Here is a 19,627-nt window from a genome sequence, read left to right on the forward strand (position 1 = left end):
GGGCGGTGTGGCTGAGGCGTGGGCGGTGGTGGCCTGCTCCGCTTTGAGTGCCCGGGTGGCGTGGGTGAGGCGCGGTCGGCGGCGGCCTGTTCCGCTTTGAGTGCCGGTGCGGTGTAGGCGAGGCGCGGTCGGTGGCCGGCCTCCTCAGTTCCGAGCGCCGGGATGCATGGGTGAGGCGCGGTCGGTGGCACGCCTGAGCAGCCAAGTGTGTGCGGGGCAGCCGAGCGATCAGAAACGGCCACGACGCGACCAGCGAGGAGCGCCACCGTCGCGCGGGTCGGAGATCGGCTAACCGTGAGCGCGACGCCGGGCATGCCGCGGGCTGAAGGCTCGAACGGCGACGTCCGCGCAGAATCGGGCGAATGACCCGTCGGGCGAAAAATGCGGATATGTCGTGGCGCGAAGCGCCCGACATATCAAGCATCCAGCCGCGCCCCGCGAAATAGAGATCTGGAAGTTTCTCGATCACACCCCGCCGCACCAGCGCCGATTCGATCGACTGTTGACAATCGCCGCGCAAGTTCGTAACTTGCCAGTCGAAGCGCTTCGACACGATTTCGACAAACCCCATCGGAAGCCGCGAAGACGCACCAGTGAACGAGACCGACTGCGCACCGCAACCGCGCGCGGCGACACCCCCCGCCGCGTCACACCCTTCCAATCAGGAGCAGACGTGTTCACGCGCATCCGCAGCGCCGCTGTAGCCGCGGCGGCCATGCTCGCCATCACCGGCTCGCTCACCGCCTGTGGTGGTGACGACGCCCAGGGCGATGGCAAGACCCTGAAACTCTGGCACTACGAGGGCGCGACGAGCGCCATGGGCATCGCCTGGGCCGAGGCCATCAAGCAGTTCGAGGCCGCCCACCCCGGCGTCAAGGTCACGTTCGAGGAGAAGAGCTTCGAGCAGATCCGCCAGAGTGCCAGCATGATCCTCAACTCCAACGACGCGCCGGACGTCATGGAGTACAACAAGGGCAACGCCAGCGCCGGGCTGCTCTCGAAGCAGGGGCTGCTCACCGACCTTACCGCCGAGGCCGACCAGCGCGGCTGGAGCAAGACGCTCTCGCCCGGCCTCGCGACCACCGCGAAGTACGACACCCGCGGCGTGATGGGCAGCGGGAAGTGGTTCGGCGTGCCCAACTATGCCGAATACGTGATGGTGTACTACAACAAGGACCTCTTCGCGAAGTACAACATCCAGGTTCCCACGACGTTCGAGCAGCTCGAGACCGCGATGTCCACGTTCAAGGGCAACGGCGTCACGCCGATCAGCCTCGGCGGCGCCGAGTACCCGGCCCAGCAGATCCTGTACTCGCTCGCCCTGTCGAAGGCGTCCCGCTCGTGGGTCGAGGACTACCAGCTGTACAAGAACAAGGTCGACTTCCATGGTCCGGAGTGGACGTACGCGGCGAACACGTTCAGCGACTGGGTGTCGAAGGGCTTCATCGACAAGAGCTCGGCCGGCATCAAGGCCGAGGACATGGGCCAGGCGTGGGAGCAGCAGAAGTTCCCGATCATGATCTCCGGCAGCTGGTGGTACGGCCGGCTGGTCAAGGAGGCCTCGTTCCAGTGGGGCACGTTCCTGTTCCCGGGCAGCAAGCTCTACCCGGGCTCGAGCGGCAACCTGTGGGTCGTGCCCGCCAAGGCGAAGAACAAGAAGCTGGCGTACGACTTCATCGACATCACGATGAAGCCCGAGATCCAGAACCTGCTGGGCAACTCCGGCGGCATCCCCGTCGCCGCCGAGACCGACAAGATCACGGATGCCAAGAGCAAGGAGCTGATCGCCAACTACGAGACCATCGCCAAGCAGGACGGCCTCGCCTTCTACCCGGACTGGCCGGCCCCCGGCTACTACGACGTGCTCGTGGCCGGCGGGCAGAAGCTCATCAACGGCTCGGCCAAGCCGGACGCGGTGCTCGACGAGATCGCCAAGCCGTACAACGACAACTTGGCGAACGTCGGCAAGTGATGAGCCGCCGCAAGGGCTACTGGCCGTTCCTGGTTCCGGGTCTCCTGCTGTGCACGCTCGTGGTGGCGGTACCGCTGCTCATGACGGTGGGCACGAGCTTCACGCAGTGGTCCGGCGTGGGCACCCCGCGCTGGGCCGGCCTGGCCAACTACGACCGGTTGCTGCACGACGACAGGTTCTGGAAGTCCTTCGAGAACATCGCGTTCATGATCGTCGCGATGGCGGTGGTACCGACCCTGCTGGGCCTGTTCCTCGCCGCCCTGTTGTTCGACTACGTCGCGCCGCGCCTGGGTGGCCGCACCGCCCGGGCGCTGCGCTCCGGCTTCTACCTGCCCCAGGTGCTGCCGCTCGCCGTCACCGGCATCGTGTGGGGCTGGATCCTGCACCCGAACTACGGCGTGCTCAACTCCATCCTGGACAAGGTGGGGCTGGGCTCGCTGGCGCGCAACTGGCTCGGCGACGAGCACTACGCGCTGTACACCGTCATGGCCGTCATGGTCTGGGTGCAGATCGGCTACCCGGTGGTCATGTTCATGGCCGGGCTGCAACGGGTCGACCCCGAGCTGTACGAGGCCGCCTCCCTCGACGGCGCCGGCTGGTGGCAGCGCTTCACCCGCATCGCGCTGTTCCAGATCCGGCCGGAGATCGGCGTCGTGCTCATCACCACGACGATCGCCGCGCTGAAGATCTTCGCCCAGATCTTCGTCCTCACCGGCGGCGGCCCCGGCAACGCGACCCTGGTGCCCTCGTACTTCGCGTGGCAGAACTACTTCCAGAACGCCAGCGTCGGCTACGCCTCGGCCATCTCCACCGTCCTCGCGGTGCTGATCGTCGGGCTGACCTTCGCGTTCATCCGGGTGCAGCGATGAGGAAGTACCTCGTGCTCGCCGCGCTGCTCGTCGTCGTCCTGCTCGTCGTGGCGCCCTTCGCGCTGATCCTTGTCAACGCGGTCAAGACGCCGCAGGACTACGCCGCCGTCGGGCCCCTCGGCCTGCCGACCCACATCTCGTTCGCGGGCATCAAGGCATTCTGGACTCGCGCCGACTTCGGGCAGGTGCTCGTCAACAGCGCCGTCATCGCCGGCTCCGTGGCCGTGCTGGGCGTCGGCTTCTCGCTGCTCAACGCCTACGCGCTCGGCATCGGCCGGGTCCGCGGCCGCCGCTGGTTCCTGGCCGCCTTCCTGGTGGCCAACCTCGTACCGCAGGAAAGCCTCATCTACCCGCTGTACCACATCGCCACACAGATCGACCTGTACGACTCCCAGATCACGATGATCATCATCTTCACCGCGATTCAGAGCGCGTTCGGCACCTTCCTGCTCTCCTCGGTGCTCGCGGAGTTCCCGCCGGAGCTGCTGGACGCGGCCGCGATGGACGGCGCCGGCCGGCTGCGCACCCTGGTGCGCGTCGTCGCCCCGGTCAGCCGCCCGACCCTCGCGGTGCTGTTCACGTTCTTCTTCATCTGGACGTGGAACGAGCTGTTCATCCCGCTCGTCTTCCTCGTCTCCAACAGCAACCAGACCGTGCCGCTCGCACTCGCCCTGCTGCAGGGCGAACACGACCTCGACGCGACCGCGACGAGCGCCTCCGCGCTGCTGGGCATCCTGCCCGCGGTGCTGTTCTTCCTCGTCTTCCAGCGCACCCTGACCCGGGGCGTCACGGCGGGCGCGGTCAAGTGAAAACCCAAATGGAGCCCGCATGAAGTTCACCGACGGGTACTGGCAGCTGCGCCCCGGCGTCGAGCCGCAGTACCCCGTGCACGTCCGCGACGTCGAGGTCCGCGCCGACCGGCTCACGGTCTACGCGCCGGCCAAGCGCATCGTGGAGCGCGGCGACACGCTCAACATGCCGCTGCTGACCGTGCGGTGCACGGCCCCGGCCCCGGACGTGATCGCCGTGCGCGTCACCCGGTACGCCGGCGGCGTCGACCGCGGCCCGCACTTCCGCATCGAGGCCGACCCCGCCGCCTCGCCGAAGGTGACCCGCGACGAGGAGTACGCCACGTTCACCTCCGGTGAGCTGTCCGCCCGCTTCGCCCTCGGCGACGAGTGGCGGCTGGAGTTCACGGCCGGTGGCCGGGTGCTCACCACCAGCCCGCGCAAGGCGATGGCGGCACTGTCCACCGGGGACGGTCACTTCCTGCGCGAGCAGCTCGAGCTCGGCGTCGGCGAGACCGTCTACGGCCTCGGCGAGCGCTTCGGCCCGCTGGTGAAGAACGGCCAGACCGTCGACGTGTGGAACGCCGACGGCGGCACCAGCAGCGAGCAGGCGTACAAGAACGTGCCGTTCTACGTCACCAGCGGCGGCTACGGCGTGTTCGTCAACGACCCGGGCCCGGTCTCGTTCGAGGTCGGCTCCGAGGCGGTGTCGCGGGTGCAGTTCTCGGTGCCGGGGCAGGTGCTGGAGTACTTCGTGATCTACGGCCCGACCCCGAAGGACGTGCTGCGCAAGTACACCGCGCTGACCGGCCGCCCGGCGCTGCCGCCCGCGTGGTCGTTCGGGCTGTGGCTGTCCACGTCGTTCACCACGAACTACGACGAGGCCACCGTCACGTCCATTGTGGAGGGCATGCAGCAGCGCGGCCTGCCGCTGTCGGTGTTCCACTTCGACACGTTCTGGATGCGCGAGTTCCACTGGTGCGACTTCGAGTGGGACCCGGAGACGTTCCCGGACCCGGCCGGCATGCTCGCCCGGCTCAAGGCCAGAGGTCTGCGGATCTGCGTGTGGATCAATCCGTACATCGCGCAGCGCTCCGCCCTGTTCGCCGAGGGGGCCGCGAACGGGTACCTGGTCACGTACCCCGGCGGGGACGTCTGGCAGTGGGACCGCTGGCAGGCCGGCATGGGCCTGGTCGACTTCACCAACCCGGAGGCGAAGGCCTGGTACCAGGCGAAACTCCGCGGCCTGCTCGACCTCGGCGTGGACGCGTTCAAGTCGGACTTCGGCGAGCGCATCCCCACCGACGTGGTCTGGCACGACGGCTCCGACCCGGTGCGGATGCACAACTACTACACGCACCTGTACAACGAGGCCGTCTTCGACGTCCTGCGCGAGCACCGCGGCGACGGCGAGGCCGTGCTCTTCGCCCGCTCGGCGACCGCCGGCGGCCAGCAGTTCCCGGTGCACTGGGGCGGCGACTGCTCCTCCACCTTCCCGTCGATGGCGGAGAGCCTGCGCGGCGGGCTGTCGCTGGCGATGTCCGGGTTCGGCTTCTGGAGCCACGACATCGGCGGCTTCGAGGGCACCCCGGACCCGGCCGTGTTCATCCGCTGGATCCCGTTCGGGCTGCTGTCCTCGCACAGCCGCCTGCACGGCAGCGGGTCCTACCGGGTGCCGTGGCTGTTCGGCGACGAGGCGGTCGCCGTGCTCGGCGAGTTCACCCGGCTCAAGGCGCGGCTCATGCCGTACCTGTTCGCGGCCGCCGTCACCGCCCACCGCGAGGGCGTGCCGATGATGCGGCCGATGGCGCTGGAGTTCCCCGACGACCCGGCCTGCGCGCACCTGGACCGGCAGTTCATGCTCGGCGGCTGCGTCCTCGTCGCCCCGGTGTTCAGCGCCGGCGGCGACACCACGTTCTACCTGCCCGAGGGCCGCTGGACGGACCTGCGCGGCGGGGAGGTGCTGACCGGGCCGGGCTGGGTCAGCCGCCGGTACGGGATCGGCGACCTGCCGGTGCTCGTCCGGCCCGGCTCGGTCATCGCACTGGGGGCGCGTGACGACCGCCCCGACTACGAGTACGCCGACGGGGTGACCCTGCGCGTCTTCGAGCTCGAGGACGGCGCGGCCACGACCGTCGAGGTCCCGACCCCGCAGGGCCGGCCCGCCGCCACGTTCACCGTGCGCCGGGCCGGGACCGTCGTCGAGGTGCGCCGCGGCGGGAGCGCGGCGCCCTGGCGGGTGCAGCTGGCCGGCGTCGACACGGTGGCGGCCGTGGACGCCGGCCGGCTGGCTCCCGCGGACACGAACACGGACACGGCGTCGGCCGGCGTCGTCATCGAGGCGGACGCCGACGTCGAGCAGGTGATCGTCCGCCTCCCATAGGCCTTCTCGCTCCACGGGTGGAACCGGGGCCGGCGCTCACGTGTGGGGTGGCGCCGGCCCTGTTCACCCGGGCTCACTCCGGGCTCACTCCAGGCCTGCCCGAGTTCACCCCAGCCATCGCCGGATGCCGTCGAACGTGCCCGGGCCGTAGTCGCTCGTCACGCCGGCCGCCAGATCCGCGATGGTCACATCCCGCAGCGCCGCTCGCCAGGCCTCGTCGGCGGCGATCATCGCGCGATGTACGGGGCACGGGATCGCGCACGCCTCGGCCGGGGTGGCCAGGGGGCCGCGCTGGCGGATCTCGGTACAGGTGAAGGCCGGGGCGGCGCCGTCGACCGCCGCGACGACGTCCAGCACCGTGATGTTCGCCGGATCCCGGGTCAGCGCGTAGCCGCCGGCGTGACCCTGCACCGAATGGATGAGCCCGGCGCGGGCCAGGCTCTGCAGCTGCTTGGCCAGGTAGCTGCCGGAGACGTCGTGCAGCTCGGCCAGGCGCGCGGCGGGCACCGGCCCGGCGGCCGCGGTCAGGACCACGCAGCAGTGCAGCGCCCACTCGACACCACCCGACATCTTCACCCGGCCATCCTACTTGACTCGGACATGATGTATCCGGGTACAGTCGTTCTCGGACAAAACTTATCCGAGTTGGAGGATGGTCATGAAGGTTGTGGTCTTCGGCGGCACCGGGCTCATCGGCCGCAAACTGATCGCGCTGCTCACGGCGGCCGGGCACGAGGCGGTCGCCGCGTCGCCGAGCTCGGGGGTCGACACGGTCGCGGGCACGGGCCTGGACGAGGTGCTCGCGGGCGCCGCCGTCAGCGTCGACGTGACGAACTCGCCGTCGTTCGCCGACGACGACGTGCTCGCGTTCTTCCGCGCGTCGACGGCGCACATGCTGGAGGCGGCGTCGCGGGCCGGCGTCGGGCACCACGTCGCCCTGTCGATCGTCGGCGCCGACCGGGGGCCGGACAGCGGCTACCTGCGGGCGAAGGTCGCGCAGGAGGACCTGATCACGGCCGGGCCGGTGCCGTACACCATCGTGCGTGCGACGCAGTTCTTCGAGTTCGCCGCGGGCATCGCGGCCGCGTCGACCGGGCCGGACGGCACGGCCCACCTGACGCCGGCGAAGCTGCAGCCGGTGGCGGCGGACGACGTGGCCGCGACGCTGGCCGACGTCGTGCCGGGCGAGCCGGTGAAGGGCATCGTGGAGCTGGGCGGCCCGGAGAAGATCGGCCTGGACGAGTTCGTGCGCCGGGCGGTCGGATCGGCCCCGCAGGTCGTGACGGACGCGACCGCGCCCTACTTCGGCGCCGTCATCACCGACGACTCCCTGGTGACGGGCCCGGGCGCGCGCATCGGCCGCATCACCTACGCGTCCTGGCTCGCGGCCCGCTGACTCAGGCGTACGCCGCGCGGTCGTAGGGCAGGCCCAGCTCGCGGAAGACCAGGCCGGCCGAGCCGTTGCGGGGGTCCCACAGGTCCCCGTTCGCGGCCAGGGCGCGCAGGTACTCGGCGCGCTGCGGCTCGGGCAGGACCTTGAGCAGCAGGCCCCAGTCGCTGCGCGCGGTGTGGATGGACGCGACCGGGGCCAGCGCGAGGGCGGCCGGGAGCAGGTGCGCCGGGTCCGCGACCCGCTCCACCGCGGCGACGATCAGCGGGAACCGCACGCGCATCGGGAACTGCGGCGGCTTCGACGTGAACCAAGCATCGGTCCCGGCCGGGTCCAGCAGCGCTGTGAGGATCTCCTCCGTCGCGGCCTCGTCGCCTGGAAGGGCCAGGGCGGCGCAGGCACGTACACCCGGATGCGGATCGGACAGGAACGCCCTCGGCGCCAGGCCCAGCTCGCCCATGGCCAGCACCAGGGCGGCGCGCTCGTCCGGCCCGGCCGCGGCGGCGTGGGTGACGAGCAGCTCCTCCAGCCCGGGGGCCGGCGGCAGCACCGCGGCGCAGGCACCGATGGCGTGACCGGCAGCAGCGCGTACACCCGGATCCGGATCGGACAGGGCGGCCTGGGCGGCGGCCAGGATCGCGGGGACGGCCTCGCGGCAGCCGGCGATCGCGCGGGCGTAGACGGCGTTGCCGAGGAGCTCGTCGCCGTAGATCGCCTCGTCGTCGTCCTCCTCGATGGCCGCGTTGACGGCCGCCTCGACGTCCTCCCACGCGGCGAACTCGGTCAGGTCCAGGGTCGGCTGGGCGGCCTCGGCCACCGCGGCCAGGAAGTTCAGCAGGTTCGCGCGCAGGGCGGGGTCGGGCACGTCCGGGAGGAGCTCGGCGACGGTGGCGGCGGCCGGCGGAGTCGCGATCCACGGGGTGCCCTGGTGGATGATGGCGCCCCACAGGTGCTGCATCGCCGCGCCGCGCGCCGCCTCGTCGCCACCGGTGAGGGCGGCCAGGTGACCGGGCGTGTCCTCGGCCCGGCCGTACGCGTGCAGCAGCATCCCGTAGTCCGTCACGCCGAGAACGGTACCTCCGGGGCGTCGCATCCAGTTCGAGTGCTGACTTTTCAGCTACGCTCATCGATATGAAGCGGGTTCTGCTCGTGCTGGCGCTGGTGGCCGGACTCATGCCGCTCGTCAGCTTCCAAACGACCGCGACCGCCGCGGAAGCGCAGTGGACGCCGCCGCTGAGCACGCGGGGGCGGTACGTCGTGGACGCCGACGGCCGCCGGTTCAAGCTCAAGGCCGGCAACTGGCACGGCGCGAGCGGCACCTGGAACGGCTCCGGCGATCCCGAGGCCGACGCGAACCACCACGCGGGGGAGAACTCGGGCCGGGTCCCGCTCGGCCTGGACCGGGTGGCGCTGGACACGATCGTGGCGCAGTTCGTGGCGACCGGGATCAACAGCGTCCGGCTGCCCTTCTCCAACGAGATGGTGCACGACACCCGGCCGGTCACCGACGCGGCCGTGGCCGCCAACCCGGCCCTGCGGGGGCTCACGCCGCTGCAGGTCTACGACGCCGCCGTGGCCGCGCTCACCGGGGCGGGGCTCGCGGTGATCCTCAACAACCACACCAACACCACCCGCTGGTGCTGTGGCGTGGACGGCAACGAGCGGTGGAACGCGAGCCAGTCCGACGACACCTGGCAGTCCGACTGGCTGTTCATGGTCCGCCGGTACCGCACCAATCCGCGCGTCGTCGGCGCCGACCTGTACAACGAGGTCCGCCGCAACGTGTGGGACGACCCGAACTGGGGCCTCGGCGACAACCACGACTGGTTCGCCGCCGCCCAGCGGCTCGGCGACCGGATCCTGGCCGAGGCCGATCCGGACATGCTGATCATCATCGAGGGGATCAACTGGACCGGCATCCCAGTCGACGGGTTCGCGCACGGCCGCCCGACCCTGGAGCCGGTCCGCACCCTCTCGCCGGCGCTCGTGCGCTCCGGCAAGCTCGTGCTGGCCGCGCACTTCTACGACTACACCGGCCCGCACCACAGCGGCGCCACCGGCGTCGGCGAGACCAGCGACCCCCGCTACCGCGACCTGAGCCGCGACGAGCTGTTCGCGACCCTGCAGCAGGAGGCGTTCTACGTCGCCGACGAGGCCGCCCGCCACTACACCGCGCCGCTGTGGGTGAGCGAGTTCGGCATCGGCCGCTTCGGCAGCGACGCGAAGAGCCGGGCCTGGTTCGCCAACTTCGTCGACTATCTCGTCGCGCACGACACCGACTTCGCGTACTGGCCGCTGGTCGGCTGGCAGGACAACGGCACCGGCAACGGCTGGGCGCTGCTGAGCTGGGACCGCTCCGGCCACCTGCTCGGCATCGACGACGGCGGGGACTGGCGGGCCGCGGACTGGCACCGGCTCGTCGCCGCGCCCGGCCGGACCGGCGTCGTCGAGCCCGTCGCGCACTGGGCGATGCTCAGCCCCGACCACGGCGACTTCGTGCAGTCGCTGCGGATGCGGGCGCTGCCCGACTGGGACTCGGGCGCGCGCAAGGCCGCCTGCCCCGACGGGCAGCGGCTGGTCGGACTCGCCCGAGACGGCAACCGCAGCCTGTGCACCGACGCCGGGCGGGAGCCCGCGTGGCCGGTCTCGTCCGCGGCGCAGGTGGTCACGAGCGAGCGCTACGTCACCACGGACTGGGCGGGCGGCTACACGAAGTTCCAGTGCCCGGACGGTTCGTTCCTGATCGGGTACGCCGTGCGCGGCGCGACGGTCTCCAGCGCCCTGTGCGCCCCGTCGGGGGCCGCGATGCCGTCCGGCGGCCGGACCGTCTGGTTCGACCGCGGCGACAACCGGCCCGCCGATGCGCACGGCGGGGACTTCGCGAGCGGGCACTACAAGGGGCAGTGCGGCGACGGGGAGTACGCGGCGGGCATCGCCTTCACCCGGCGGATCGGCTCCAACGGCGCTCCGGCCGCGCTGTTCTGCCGCGGCCTCTAGGACTTAGCGGCGGCGGGCGCCGGCCATTGTGACGCCGCCCGTGGCCGCGCTGTTCTGCCGCGGGCTGTGGGACCTACCGGCGGCGGGCGCCGGCCATCGTGACGCCGCCCGTGATCGCCAGCACCAGGCCGATGCACAGCGCCCCGCCCGCGACCGCCAGGTTCGCGTAGCCGAGGTCCGCGAGCGGGGCGCTCACGTCGTAGAAGCCCTGGGTGAGGTAGTACACGACGGTGTACACGAGACCCCCGGCGAGCAGCAGCAGACCCAGGACGAGCATCGATCGGCCGGCATTCATGCGCCGATGCTACTGAGCCGCCGCCACCCGCACCGACGCCGCGGCGTCCCTCACCACCGCGGCCCAGTCCGCGCCGAGGGCCGCCCCCGCCGCCGCGTCCGGGCTCACACCCTTGCGCACGACCTGGGTGAAGAACGCGAACAGCTTTGCCTCGCCGAAGTGCTGGGCCAGGTACGTCACCACGAGCAGCGCGATGCCGTAACGGGCCACGGTGTCGTCCAGCGACGTGCCGTCCGCGGGCGCCCCGAGCGCGACGGTGCCGTCCCACCGGCCGGCCTTCACGTACGCCTGCACAGCCCGCAGATCCTTGCGCAGCGCGGCCCCGTCGGCGTTCGCGACGTACTCGGCGATGCCCTCCACGAGCCACCACGAGCCGGGAGCGGGCCGGTTGCCGTCGAGCGTCACCACGTGCGTGAACTCGTGGGTCAGCAGCTGCGTGTTCCACGCGTCGGACAGGATCTGGCGGTGGTCGACGACGACGTCGGCGGTGCCCGGCTGCAACGGGATCGCATAGGCGGCCGCATTCTCCGTTTCGCCGTCGTACCACGTCGTCCACTCCTCGTCCCCGGCGACGAACACGTGGTACCGCCGCGGCGGCCCGCCGAACGACCGCGCGACCCGGTCGTCGGTCGGCGCGGCGGCCTCGGCGGCGCGCAGCAGCGCGCCGAGCGCGTCCGGGTCGACGGACTCGGCCCCGGCGACGGTGACCCGCTCGCCCCGGCGGACCGTGAGCCGCGTGGTGTCCCAGGGCCGGTCGGTCTGCTCCCACCCCGCGAGCCGCACCCGCCCGTGCGCGACCGTCCACTCCGTGTCGAGCAGCAGCGGCAGCGGGGTGCAGTCCGGGGTGTCGAAGCAGTAGCCGACCGAGACCGGCAGCCGCCACACGCCGTTGAGCAGGCCGGGCACCCCGTTCGTGGTCAGGTCCCAGCGCCGCACGCCGAGCGCGGTCAGCGAGTCGAACCGCCGCCCGGCCCGGTCCCGCAGCTCCGGCGCGGCCACGGGGAACGCGGCGAGGTACCCGTCGCGGTCGCCCTTGACCATCGCCTCTGACTGCCCCTGCAGGACGGCCCGGATCGCGTACAGGGGGTTCTCGTCCGGCCCCACGACGGGCCCGGTGCGCTCGAACGCGGCCGCGGCGTACGCGGCCGGCGCCGAGCCCAGGCTGATCAGCTGGGCACCGAGGACGGCCGCGGCCGCCACCACGGCGGCCGCGAGCGCCACCAGGATGCCGGTGCGGCTTCTCGTCATGCCGGGAACGTATGGTCTTCCCGCCGCGGCGCCAGCCTCGTCCCGACGCCCTGGCACTATTCCGGGAAGAAACCCGGTGCGGAGCCCTCGCCCCGGTGCCTAGACTCGGCATCGATCGCGGTGCGCAGCCGGCGGATACTTCTGGTGAAATCTGGGTTCAATTCCCTCACCGCCGGCGCCTGGACCTCGCGATCACCGACGCTGCCGCACATCGGCGCCCGGGCCGGGCTCGGGCGGCCCGCGCTCGGCATCGCCGCCGTCGGCTCGACCGGCATCGCCGCCGCCGGTTCGACCGGCACCGCCGCCGGTTCGACCGGCATCGGCACCGCCGCCGCTGGCCCGACCGCCGCCGCTGGCCCGACCGCCGCCGCTGGTCCGACTGATGCCGTCGGTTCGACTGACGCCGCCGGACCGCTCAGCACCGGCGCCGCCAGCCCGACCGGCGCTCCGTCCGTCTGCGCGCATGCCGGGTTCGCCGTCGAGCGGCTCATCGTCGCGCTCCGCCGGAAAGTCGACGGTGATCCGCAGACCGCCCTGCGGCCCCGGCCGCGCGTCGAGCGGCGCCCGGTGCGCGTGCGCGATGGCGGCGACGATGGCCAGCCCGAGACCGTGCCCGTCGGTCTGGTCGGTGCGGTCGGTGCCGAGCCGCTGGAACGGCTCGAACAGCCGGCCGAGCTCGGCCGGCGGGACCGCGGGCCCGGTGTTGGCGACCACGAGGCGGCCCGGTGCGATCGTGACCACCTCGGCGGTGCCGCCGGGCGCGTTGTGCCGCACGGCGTTGCCGACCAGGTTCGCCACCAGGCTCGCGACCAGGCGCGGATCGCCGCTCACCTCGGCCGGGTCGAGCGCGGTGCGCACGTCGACGCCCCGGGCCTCGGCCTCGGCCGCGCGGTCGAGGACCGCCTGGCGGGCCAGGGCGGCGATGTCGAAGCGCTCCCAGCGCTCGACCGGCCGGTAGCCGGAGGCCAGGGTCAGCAGCGCGTCGATGAGGTGCTCCTGCTGGCGGCCGAGGTCCAGCAGCTCGTGGCAGGTCGCCCGCAGCGTCTCGGCGCTCGCGTCCGGGTCGGCGACGGTGAGCTGGAGCAGGGTCCGCTGCACGGTCAGCGGGGTGCGCAGCTCGTGGGAGGCGTTGGCGACGAACTGCCGCTGCGCGGTGAGCGCCGCGTGCAGCCGGTGCAGCAGGCCGTCGAGGGTGTCGGCGAGGTCGGCGAACTCCCGATAGCCGGCCGGGACCCGTGGCCGGTCGGTCAGGTTGTCGGCGGACAGGCGGCGGGCGGTGTCGGTGATGACGCGCAGGGGCCGCAGCGCCCGCCCGGCGACCATCCAGCCGAGCGCGAAGGACGCCGCGGCGATGACGGCGAGTGCGACGGCGTCGTACCGCAGCACCTGGCCGAGGTTGCTCACCGCCCGGGCGTCGCCGGGCCGCCCGGCCGGGCTCGTGTTCCCGGCGACGAGTAGCGGGATGTCGACGAAGATCAGCAGCAGGCTGCCGCCGGCGAAGGCGATCGCGCCGTGCGCCAACGCCAACCGGGTCCGCAGCCGGCGCCGCGGCTTCACGGCTCGCCGATGCGGTAGCCGCCCTCGCGGACGGTGTGGATGGCCGGCGGCGGGCCGAGTTTGCCCCGCAGCCGGCCGACGGTGGTCTTCACCGTGGTCGTGAACGGGTCGGCGGCCTCGTCCCACACCCGGTCGAGGAGTTCCTCGGCGGAGACCACGCGGCCGGCCGCGGCGAGCAGGTATTCCAGCACCGCGAACTCCTTCGGGCTCAGCTCCAGTCGCCGCCCCGCCCGCGAGGCGACCCGGCGGTTCGGGTCCACGGTCAGGTCGCCGTTGTCCAGCACGGGCGGCAGCGCCGGGGTGCTGCGGCGGCCCAGCGCCCGGATGCGGGCCACGAGCTCGGCGAAGTCGAACGGCTTCGCCAGGTAGTCGTCGGCACCGAGGCCGAGCCCCTCGACCCGGTCTCGGACGGTCCCGGCCGCGGTGAGCATGAGCACGCGGGCGCCCGACCCGCCGGCCACGATCCGCCGGCAGACCTCGTCGCCGTGCACGCCGGGCAGGTCGCGGTCGAGCACCACGACGTCGTAACGGGTCGCGGCCAGCCGTGTCAGCGCCGCGGACCCGTCGACGGCGGCGTCGACCGCCATCGCCTCGCGCCGCAGCCCACCGGCGATCAGCGCGTTGAGCGCCCGATGATCCTCCACGACCAGCACCTTCATGCCACCACCATGCCAGGCGGGAGGTGACAGCACGGTCACAGGCTTTGGCACCGGGCTGTGACCGCTCGCGGCGTAGAACTTCGGACCATGAGTGATGCCACGATCGCGGTGGCCGGGCTGCGCAAGCGGTACGGCTCCACCCTCGCACTGGACGGGATGACGTTCACCGCCGGGCCCGGGCGGGTGACCGGGTTCGTCGGGCCCAACGGCGCCGGCAAGTCCACCACCATGCGGATCGTCCTGGGACTGCACGCCGCCGAAGCGGGAGAGGCGCTGGTCGGCGGCCGCCCCTACACATCGCTGCGCCGCCCCCTGCGCCACCTCGGCACCCTCCTGGACGCGTCCGCGCTGCACCCCGCCCGGACCGGCCGGCACCACCTGCTCTGGCTCGCACAGTCGCAGGGCTGGGCCGCCGCCGCGTCGACGAGGTGGTGGAGCTGGTCGGGCTCGGCCCGGCGAGCCGGCGCCCCGCGGGCGGCTACTCGCTCGGCATGCGCCAGCGCCTCGGCCTGGCCGCCGCGCTGCTGGCCGACCCGCCGGCGGTCATGCTCGACGAGCCGTTCAACGGCATGGATCCCGAGGGCATCGTGTGGCTGCGCGGCTTCCTGCGCGCCCTCGCCGCGCAGGGGCGGGCGGTGCTCGTGTCCAGCCACCTGATGCGGGAGCTGCAGGGGATGGCCGACCACGTGGTGGTGGCCGGCCGCGGGCGGGTGATCGCCGACGGCGGCGTCGCCGAGCTGACCGCGGCCGCGTCCGGCGATCGCGTGCTCGTGCGGACCGCGGCACCCGAGGCGGCCGTAGCGGCCCTGTCCGCCGCGGGCGCGCAGGTGACGGCCGCGGACGGCGCGCTGACCGTGCGGGGGCTCGCGGCCGAGCGGGTCGCGGCCGTGCTCACCGCCGGTGGACTGGCCTTCTCCGAGCTCACGCCGCACCGGGCCACGCTCGAGGAGGCGTATTTCGAGCTGACCCGCGCGTTCGTCGACTACCGGGCGGGAGAGCCGTCGTGAGCCGGCTGTCGGCCGAGTGGACGAAGTTCCGCACCGTGCCCGGCTGGCTGCGCGGCACCGTGATCGCGGCGCTGATGATCCTCGTGTTCCCGGCGACCGGACTGGGTGGCGGGCCGCCCGAGCACGCGTCGCCGATCCCGATCGGGCCGGACGGCGGGCCGGTCAGCGCCGCCTACTACTTCGTGCACCGCACCCTGACCGGCGACGGGCAGATCACCGTGCCGGTCGGCTTCGACGGACCGGCCGCGCCCTGGGCCAAGGCGGGGCTGATCGTGAGCGCGGGGCCGGAGCCGGGCGCGCGGTACGCCGCGGTGATGGCCACGGGCGGGCACGGCGTGCGGATGCAGTACGACTATGTCCACGACCGCGCCGTGGGGCCGGCGGGGTTGCGCTGGCTGCGGCTCACCCGCGCGGGCGACACGGTCACCGGGGAGGCCTCGGCCGACGGGACGCGCTGGACGCCGGCCGGGTCCGTCCGGCTGCCCGGGCTGCCGGCGACCGTCCGGGCCGGGCTGTTCGTCGCCTGCCCGCCGAAGGTCGACGGCCTCGGCACCGCTGTCGACGCGGCCACCGCGACCTTCGGCCCGCCCGGGCTCACCGGCGGCTGGGCCGCGGGCGACTGGACCGGCGAGCAGGTCGGCGCCGGCACCGCGACCATGGGCGGCTACCCGCGCGGCGTCACCGGCGGGTTCACGCCGGTCGGCGACGGGTTCACCGTGACCGGAGCCGGCGATCTCGCCCCCGCCACGCGCAACGACATCGCTGTGGCCGCGTCCGCCGCCGATCTGCTCTTCGGCACGTTCCCGGCCCTGATCGTCCTCGTCGTCGTGGGCACGCTGATGATCACGACGGAGTACCGGTACGGCATCATCCGCACCAGCCTGAGCGCCGACCCGCGCCGGATTCGCGGGCTCGCGGCCAAGGCGGCCGTCCTCGCCTCGGTCACGTTCACCACCAGCCTGGCCGCCGCCGCGGTCGCGCTGCCGCTGTGGCTGCGGCTGGTGCGCGGGCTCGGCATCTACGTGTTCCCGGCGGCGCCCGGCACGCTGCTGCGGGCCGCGGCCGGCACCGCCGCGATGCTCGCGATCACCGCCGTGCTCGCGCTGGCCGTCGGCACCATCCTGCGCCGCAGCGCCACCGCGGTGACCACCGTCGTCGCCGCCACGGTGCTGCCGCACCTGCTGGCCCGGACCCCGTTCCTGCCGGCGCCGCTGGCCGGGTGGCTGACGACGTACACGCCGGCCGCGGCCCTGGCCGTGCAGCAGACCCTCACCCGCTACCCCCAGGTCGACAGCGTCTACACCCCGGCCGCCGGCTACTACCCGCTGTCACCCGGGGCCGGCCTGGCCGTGCTGGCCGCCTACACGGTGCTCGCCCTCGCCGTGGCCGCGGTCCTGCTGCGCCGGAGGGACGCGTGAGCGCCCTGCGCGCGGAGTGGACGAAGCTGCGCACCACGCCCGGCCCGGCGTGGCTGCTGCCGGCCGCCGCGTTCGTCACCGCCGCGCTGGGCGCCGCCGTGTCCGCCGTCGCGCCCGGCCCCGGGACCGACCCGGCCCGGCTCGCCCTCAGCGGCGTCTATCTCGGCCAGGCCCCGGTCGCGGTGCTGGCCGTGCTCGCGGTCAGCGGCGAGTTCAGCACGGCCCTGATCCGCACCACGCTGACCGCGATCCCGAACCGTGCCGCGGTCCTGTCGGCGAAGGCTTCGGCCGTTGCCGTCGCCGTGTTCGCCGCGGCCGGCGTGGCCGTGCTCGCCTCGCTCCTCATCGCGCGCGTCCCGCTCACCGAGGGCCCGGTGCTTCGCGCCGGCGTGGGCACCGTCGCCTACCTGGTGCTGGTCGCGCTGCTCAGCCTCGGGGTGGCCGCGGCCGTGCGCGACTCCGGGGGCGCGATCGGGGTCGTGCTGGGGCTGCTGTACCTGCCGCCGCTGCTCACGCAGATGGTGCCCGACCCGCACCTGCAGCGCCTGCTCGAGCGCGGTTCCCCGATGAGCGCTGGCCTGGCCGTCCAGGCCACGACGAACCTCGACCGGCTGCCGATCGGCCCCTGGGCCGGCCTGGGCGTGCTCGCCGCCTGGTCGGCCGCGTCACTGCTGGTCGGCGGGATCCTGCTGCGGGCTCGTGACGTCTGAGCACTGCGGGCGCTACTGTCGCCCGGTGACGGATCATGGTTACATGTGCCGCTGCTGCGGCGAGCGGCACGAGGGCCTGCCGTTCTCGTACGGCTCGGACGCCCCGGCACCCTGGCACGACGGCCTGGCCGGCGACGAGCGCAGCATGCTGGACAAGGACATGTGCATCATCGAGGCCGAGCACTTCTTCGTCCACGGCCGCCTGGTCATTCCCGTGCACGACGCGGAGCACGACTTCGTCTGGACGGTGTGGGTCTCGCTGAGCAGGCCCAACTTCGCGCGCTCACTGGACCTGTGGACGACGCCCGGCCGTGAGCAGGAGCCGCCGTACTTCGGCTGGCTGTGTACCGAACTGCCCGTGTACCCGGCATCCACCCTGCACCTGAAGACCCACGTCCACACGCAGCCGGTCGGCTCCCGGCCGCTCATCGAGCTGGAGGCCACGGACCATCCCCTCGCGGTGGAGCAGCGCAACGGCATCACCCTCGACCGGGTCCAGCAGTTCGCCGAGTTCCTCCTCCACCCGTAGGCTCGACCGTGTGCCACCCCGGCACCATCGGCAGTCTCACGCCGGTGCGTCATCGAGCGTTCGGAGCCATTCGTGGTACCACTGGGCGAAGGCGACTCGTCGGTGGTGGGGAAGCCAGGCCGGCGTCAGGCCGCGGCCGTCGGCGCGGTGATCGAGCCAGATGTTGCCGCGTTCCGGGCCGGTCACGACGAGCCATTCGCGTAGCGCGCAGCCCTCGTCGCAGATCGGGATCGCACCGTAGGTCCGGCGGGGATCGAACACGATGCCGTCGTGCCGTCGGTGCCATGCGTCCACCGCGTCTTCGTAGCCGCGCTGGCGGGCGAACGTGAACCAGTCGGGATACTCGGCACCGAGATCTTCCACGAGCTGCCAGTCCGAACGGCGCAACGGGAAGGGCTCGGCAAGGTGGGCCGGGTCGAACGCGTATCCGTCGCCGTGCCACGTCCATCTGCCACCCGTGTGGCGGACCGGAATGACACCGGAGAACGGCCCCGGTCCACCGCGTCCGATGTGCAGCAGGTACTGCTGGTAGTCGGCCGGCAGGTCCACACCGATCTGTCGCTGCAGGTCATCGAGCTCGGCCGGGGTCAGCACGGGCTCCGGATGCCGCCAGCCGTACGGCGGCGGTGTGCGCCGCAGGAGCGGTTCCCGGAGTTCCTGCCAGGCGATCGGCTGCATCGCCCGCAGTGTACGCGCAAACGCCGGCGATCAGCTGCGGCGGTTTCAATGCGCGCGGCCGTCCTCGGCGGGCGGCCGGTCGGCTTCGTCGAGAGCTTCGATCGCGTCGGCCCAGAAGCGTTCCGTCGCCGCACGTGTCTCCGGGGCGAGGTTACGGTGAACGATCCACTTGGCGTCGCCGATGCCCATGCCGGTAGCCATAGCGATGGCGCGGATCGCCGCGATCGGCGAACTGGTGCGCCGGAGCAACTCCGCGGCGACCTGATCCGGGTCGGCGCCGGAAGCGAACATCGGCCGAGCCAAGTCCGCCAGGAGGCGGCTTCGTTCATGGAACTCGTCCAACTCGGTCACGAAGGAAGCGTATCGCCGGCAGGGAACGCGTGCCGTCGTCATCGCCGCCATGGACACCCGCGGCAGGCCGCCGTTCGACGCCGACTGCTCGGCAAACCGCCGGTTCCGGACGTCGGCCGGCTCGCTCCAGAATTCCCGACGTACCTGCCCTAAGACCGCATCTCATTTGGGGCTGACAACTGCTCAAGGTTGATGTTCAATCTTCGGCGTGTCCGATGTGGAGCGTTGGTGTCCTGATGCTCTGTGGGAGATCGCGGCGCCGTTGATCCCGCCGGCGCCGGTCCGGCCACAGGGTGGTGGTCGGCGGCGGGTGGACGCCGGGCGGTCCTGGCTGCGGTCTGCTACCTGACCCAGGCCGGGTGTTCGTGGTGGAAGTTGCCGGAGGCGATGTTCGGCGTTACCCGCGCCACGGCACACCGCCGCTTCGTCGAATGGACGAGGGCGGGGCTGTGGCCGGCGTTGCATCTGGCGGTGCTGCAGCGACTGCAGGCCATGCAGGTGCTGGACTGGTCGAGGGCGGTGATCGACTCGATCCAGGTACGCGCTGAAAAGGGGGCGATCTGACCGGGCCGAGCCCGGTCGATCGTGGCAAGCCCGGCAGCAAGATCCATGCCATGGTCGAACGTGGCGGCTTGCCGCTGACCACGGCCGTCTCCGCGGCGAACACCCCTGACGCGGCGATGCTGCTGCCGCTGCTGGACGGCATGCCCGCGGTCTCCGGCCGGGTCGGCCGCCCTCGCCGCCGGCCCGACAAGCTACACGCCGACAAGGCGTAC

20 protein-coding genes and 2 pseudogenes are annotated in these 19,627 nt (G+C 72.5%); 14 read left to right on the forward strand and 8 right to left on the reverse strand.

The features are described 5' to 3' along the window. The first annotated feature begins 673 nt into the window (after window positions 1-673). Genes ABT369_RS22965 through yicI form a run of 4 tightly spaced genes read left to right on the forward strand, consistent with a single transcriptional unit; the run spans window position 674 to window position 6,012 of the window. Window positions 674-1,972, forward strand: coding sequence for an ABC transporter substrate-binding protein (locus ABT369_RS22965; RefSeq protein ID WP_350614729.1), 1,299 nt, complete (start codon window positions 674-676; stop codon window positions 1,970-1,972). Beyond that, entirely contained in the window at window positions 1,972-2,841 is an 870-nt protein-coding gene (locus ABT369_RS22970) for a carbohydrate ABC transporter permease (protein ID WP_350614731.1), read from the forward strand. Before ABT369_RS22965 ends, ABT369_RS22970 begins: the two co-directional genes overlap by 1 nt. Beyond that, window positions 2,838-3,650 carry a carbohydrate ABC transporter permease gene (locus ABT369_RS22975; RefSeq protein WP_350614733.1) on the forward strand — a complete coding sequence of 271 codons (813 nt, stop codon included), beginning with the start codon at window positions 2,838-2,840 and terminating at the stop codon, window positions 3,648-3,650. Before ABT369_RS22970 ends, ABT369_RS22975 begins: the two co-directional genes overlap by 4 nt. Window positions 3,651-3,669: 19 nt before the next feature. After that, window positions 3,670-6,012, forward strand: a complete 2,343-nt coding sequence (gene yicI, locus ABT369_RS22980) for an alpha-xylosidase (RefSeq protein WP_350614735.1) — start codon at window positions 3,670-3,672, stop codon at window positions 6,010-6,012. 105 nt (window positions 6,013-6,117) lie between these two features. Here yicI and ABT369_RS22985 read toward each other — a convergent pair whose 3' ends face one another. Further along, window positions 6,118-6,582 (reverse strand): RrF2 family transcriptional regulator, encoded by a 465-nt coding sequence (locus ABT369_RS22985; protein WP_350614774.1) that lies wholly within the window; start codon window positions 6,580-6,582, stop codon window positions 6,118-6,120. Between the two features lie 88 nt (window positions 6,583-6,670). Here ABT369_RS22985 and ABT369_RS22990 point away from each other — a divergent pair, with 88 nt between their 5' ends. Next, on the forward strand, window positions 6,671-7,408 hold the full coding sequence (locus tag ABT369_RS22990; RefSeq protein ID WP_350614737.1) for an SDR family oxidoreductase: 738 nt from the start codon (window positions 6,671-6,673) through the stop codon (window positions 7,406-7,408). Between the two features lies 1 nt (window position 7,409). Here ABT369_RS22990 and ABT369_RS22995 read toward each other — a convergent pair whose 3' ends face one another. Continuing rightward, a complete protein-coding gene (locus tag ABT369_RS22995) occupies window positions 7,410-8,465 on the reverse strand; it encodes a hypothetical protein (RefSeq protein WP_350614739.1) in 1,056 nt (351 codons plus the stop codon). A 68-nt stretch (window positions 8,466-8,533) separates the two neighbouring features. On the opposite strand from ABT369_RS22995, the gene ABT369_RS23000 reads away from it, so the two are divergent. Then, complete coding sequence (locus tag ABT369_RS23000; protein WP_350614741.1) at window positions 8,534-10,399, forward strand: glycoside hydrolase family 5 protein; 1,866 nt, start codon at window positions 8,534-8,536, stop codon at window positions 10,397-10,399. A gap of 73 nt (window positions 10,400-10,472) precedes the next feature. On the opposite strand, the gene ABT369_RS23005 is transcribed toward ABT369_RS23000, so the two are convergent. The 4 genes from ABT369_RS23005 to ABT369_RS23020 form a co-directional block, all read right to left on the reverse strand. Then, on the reverse strand, window positions 10,473-10,694 hold the full coding sequence (locus tag ABT369_RS23005) for a cell division protein CrgA (protein WP_350614743.1): 222 nt from the start codon (window positions 10,692-10,694) through the stop codon (window positions 10,473-10,475). A 9-nt stretch (window positions 10,695-10,703) separates the two neighbouring features. Further along, the gene (locus ABT369_RS23010) at window positions 10,704-11,942 is read right to left on the reverse strand and encodes a hypothetical protein (protein ID WP_350614745.1); all 1,239 of its coding nucleotides are present in this window, start codon (window positions 11,940-11,942) and stop codon (window positions 10,704-10,706) included. A 192-nt stretch (window positions 11,943-12,134) separates the two neighbouring features. After that, the gene (locus tag ABT369_RS23015; protein ID WP_350614747.1) at window positions 12,135-13,499 is read right to left on the reverse strand and encodes a sensor histidine kinase; all 1,365 of its coding nucleotides are present in this window, start codon (window positions 13,497-13,499) and stop codon (window positions 12,135-12,137) included. Further along, window positions 13,496-14,158 (reverse strand): response regulator transcription factor, encoded by a 663-nt coding sequence (locus tag ABT369_RS23020; protein ID WP_350614749.1) that lies wholly within the window; start codon window positions 14,156-14,158, stop codon window positions 13,496-13,498. The genes ABT369_RS23015 and ABT369_RS23020 overlap by 4 nt, the downstream gene beginning before the upstream one ends. A 156-nt stretch (window positions 14,159-14,314) precedes the next feature. On the opposite strand from ABT369_RS23020, the pseudogene ABT369_RS23025 reads away from it, so the two are divergent. The 6 genes and pseudogenes from ABT369_RS23025 to ABT369_RS23045 all read left to right on the forward strand — a co-directional run. Next, window positions 14,315-14,497, forward strand: a pseudogene (locus ABT369_RS23025) (ATP-binding cassette domain-containing protein); the annotation flags it as partial. Continuing rightward, window positions 14,440-14,751, forward strand: a pseudogene (locus tag ABT369_RS58005) (ATP-binding cassette domain-containing protein); the annotation flags it as partial. The pseudogenes ABT369_RS23025 and ABT369_RS58005, both read left to right, overlap by 58 nt. Further along, the gene (locus tag ABT369_RS23030; protein ID WP_502891808.1) at window positions 14,728-15,165 is read left to right on the forward strand and encodes a DUF8746 domain-containing protein; all 438 of its coding nucleotides are present in this window, start codon (window positions 14,728-14,730) and stop codon (window positions 15,163-15,165) included. The pseudogene ABT369_RS58005 and the gene ABT369_RS23030, both read left to right, overlap by 24 nt. Further along, the gene (locus ABT369_RS23035; protein ID WP_350614752.1) at window positions 15,162-16,583 is read left to right on the forward strand and encodes a DUF1349 domain-containing protein; all 1,422 of its coding nucleotides are present in this window, start codon (window positions 15,162-15,164) and stop codon (window positions 16,581-16,583) included. The genes ABT369_RS23030 and ABT369_RS23035 overlap by 4 nt, the downstream gene beginning before the upstream one ends. Next, window positions 16,580-17,293 carry an ABC transporter permease gene (locus ABT369_RS23040; protein WP_350614753.1) on the forward strand — a complete coding sequence of 238 codons (714 nt, stop codon included), beginning with the start codon at window positions 16,580-16,582 and terminating at the stop codon, window positions 17,291-17,293. Before ABT369_RS23035 ends, ABT369_RS23040 begins: the two co-directional genes overlap by 4 nt. A gap of 25 nt (window positions 17,294-17,318) precedes the next feature. Next, window positions 17,319-17,822: a DUF2199 domain-containing protein gene (locus tag ABT369_RS23045; RefSeq protein WP_350614755.1), complete on the forward strand. Its 504-nt coding sequence runs from the start codon at window positions 17,319-17,321 to the stop codon at window positions 17,820-17,822. Window positions 17,823-17,858: 36 nt separating this feature from the next. On the opposite strand, the gene ABT369_RS23050 is transcribed toward ABT369_RS23045, so the two are convergent. Next, a complete protein-coding gene (locus tag ABT369_RS23050) occupies window positions 17,859-18,500 on the reverse strand; it encodes an SMI1/KNR4 family protein (RefSeq protein ID WP_350614757.1) in 642 nt (213 codons plus the stop codon). Between the two features lie 45 nt (window positions 18,501-18,545). After that, window positions 18,546-18,851, reverse strand: a complete 306-nt coding sequence (locus ABT369_RS23055) for a hypothetical protein (protein ID WP_350614759.1) — start codon at window positions 18,849-18,851, stop codon at window positions 18,546-18,548. Between the two features lie 243 nt (window positions 18,852-19,094). Here ABT369_RS23055 and ABT369_RS23060 point away from each other — a divergent pair, with 243 nt between their 5' ends. Then, entirely contained in the window at window positions 19,095-19,415 is a 321-nt protein-coding gene (locus ABT369_RS23060) for a transposase (protein WP_350614761.1), read from the forward strand. After that, a partial coding sequence (locus ABT369_RS23065; protein WP_350614776.1) for a transposase occupies window positions 19,412-19,627 on the forward strand: 216 nt, incomplete at its 3' end. The genes ABT369_RS23060 and ABT369_RS23065, both read left to right, overlap by 4 nt.

Origin of the sequence: Dactylosporangium sp. NPDC000244, assembly GCF_040300725.1 — a bacterium.
Taxonomy (GTDB): domain Bacteria; phylum Actinomycetota; class Actinomycetes; order Mycobacteriales; family Micromonosporaceae; genus Dactylosporangium.

What these genes read in the sequence shown, in the direction of transcription:
- ABT369_RS22970 (WP_350614731.1), top strand. Translation starts at nt 1,972, where the DNA reads ATGAGCCGCCGCAAGGGCTACTGGCCGTTCCTGGTTCCGGGTCTCCTG.
- ABT369_RS22975 (WP_350614733.1), top strand. Translation starts at nt 2,838, where the DNA reads ATGAGGAAGTACCTCGTGCTCGCCGCGCTGCTCGTCGTCGTCCTGCTC.
- yicI (WP_350614735.1), top strand. Translation starts at nt 3,670, where the DNA reads ATGAAGTTCACCGACGGGTACTGGCAGCTGCGCCCCGGCGTCGAGCCG.
- ABT369_RS22985 (WP_350614774.1), bottom strand. Translation starts at nt 6,582, where the DNA reads ATGTCGGGTGGTGTCGAGTGGGCGCTGCACTGCTGCGTGGTCCTGACC.
- ABT369_RS22990 (WP_350614737.1), top strand. Translation starts at nt 6,671, where the DNA reads ATGAAGGTTGTGGTCTTCGGCGGCACCGGGCTCATCGGCCGCAAACTG.
- ABT369_RS23000 (WP_350614741.1), top strand. Translation starts at nt 8,534, where the DNA reads ATGAAGCGGGTTCTGCTCGTGCTGGCGCTGGTGGCCGGACTCATGCCG.
- ABT369_RS23005 (WP_350614743.1), bottom strand. Translation starts at nt 10,694, where the DNA reads ATGAATGCCGGCCGATCGATGCTCGTCCTGGGTCTGCTGCTGCTCGCC.
- ABT369_RS23010 (WP_350614745.1), bottom strand. Translation starts at nt 11,942, where the DNA reads ATGACGAGAAGCCGCACCGGCATCCTGGTGGCGCTCGCGGCCGCCGTG.
- ABT369_RS23020 (WP_350614749.1), bottom strand. Translation starts at nt 14,158, where the DNA reads ATGAAGGTGCTGGTCGTGGAGGATCATCGGGCGCTCAACGCGCTGATC.
- ABT369_RS23030 (WP_502891808.1), top strand. Translation starts at nt 14,728, where the DNA reads ATGGATCCCGAGGGCATCGTGTGGCTGCGCGGCTTCCTGCGCGCCCTC.
- ABT369_RS23050 (WP_350614757.1), bottom strand. Translation starts at nt 18,500, where the DNA reads ATGCAGCCGATCGCCTGGCAGGAACTCCGGGAACCGCTCCTGCGGCGC.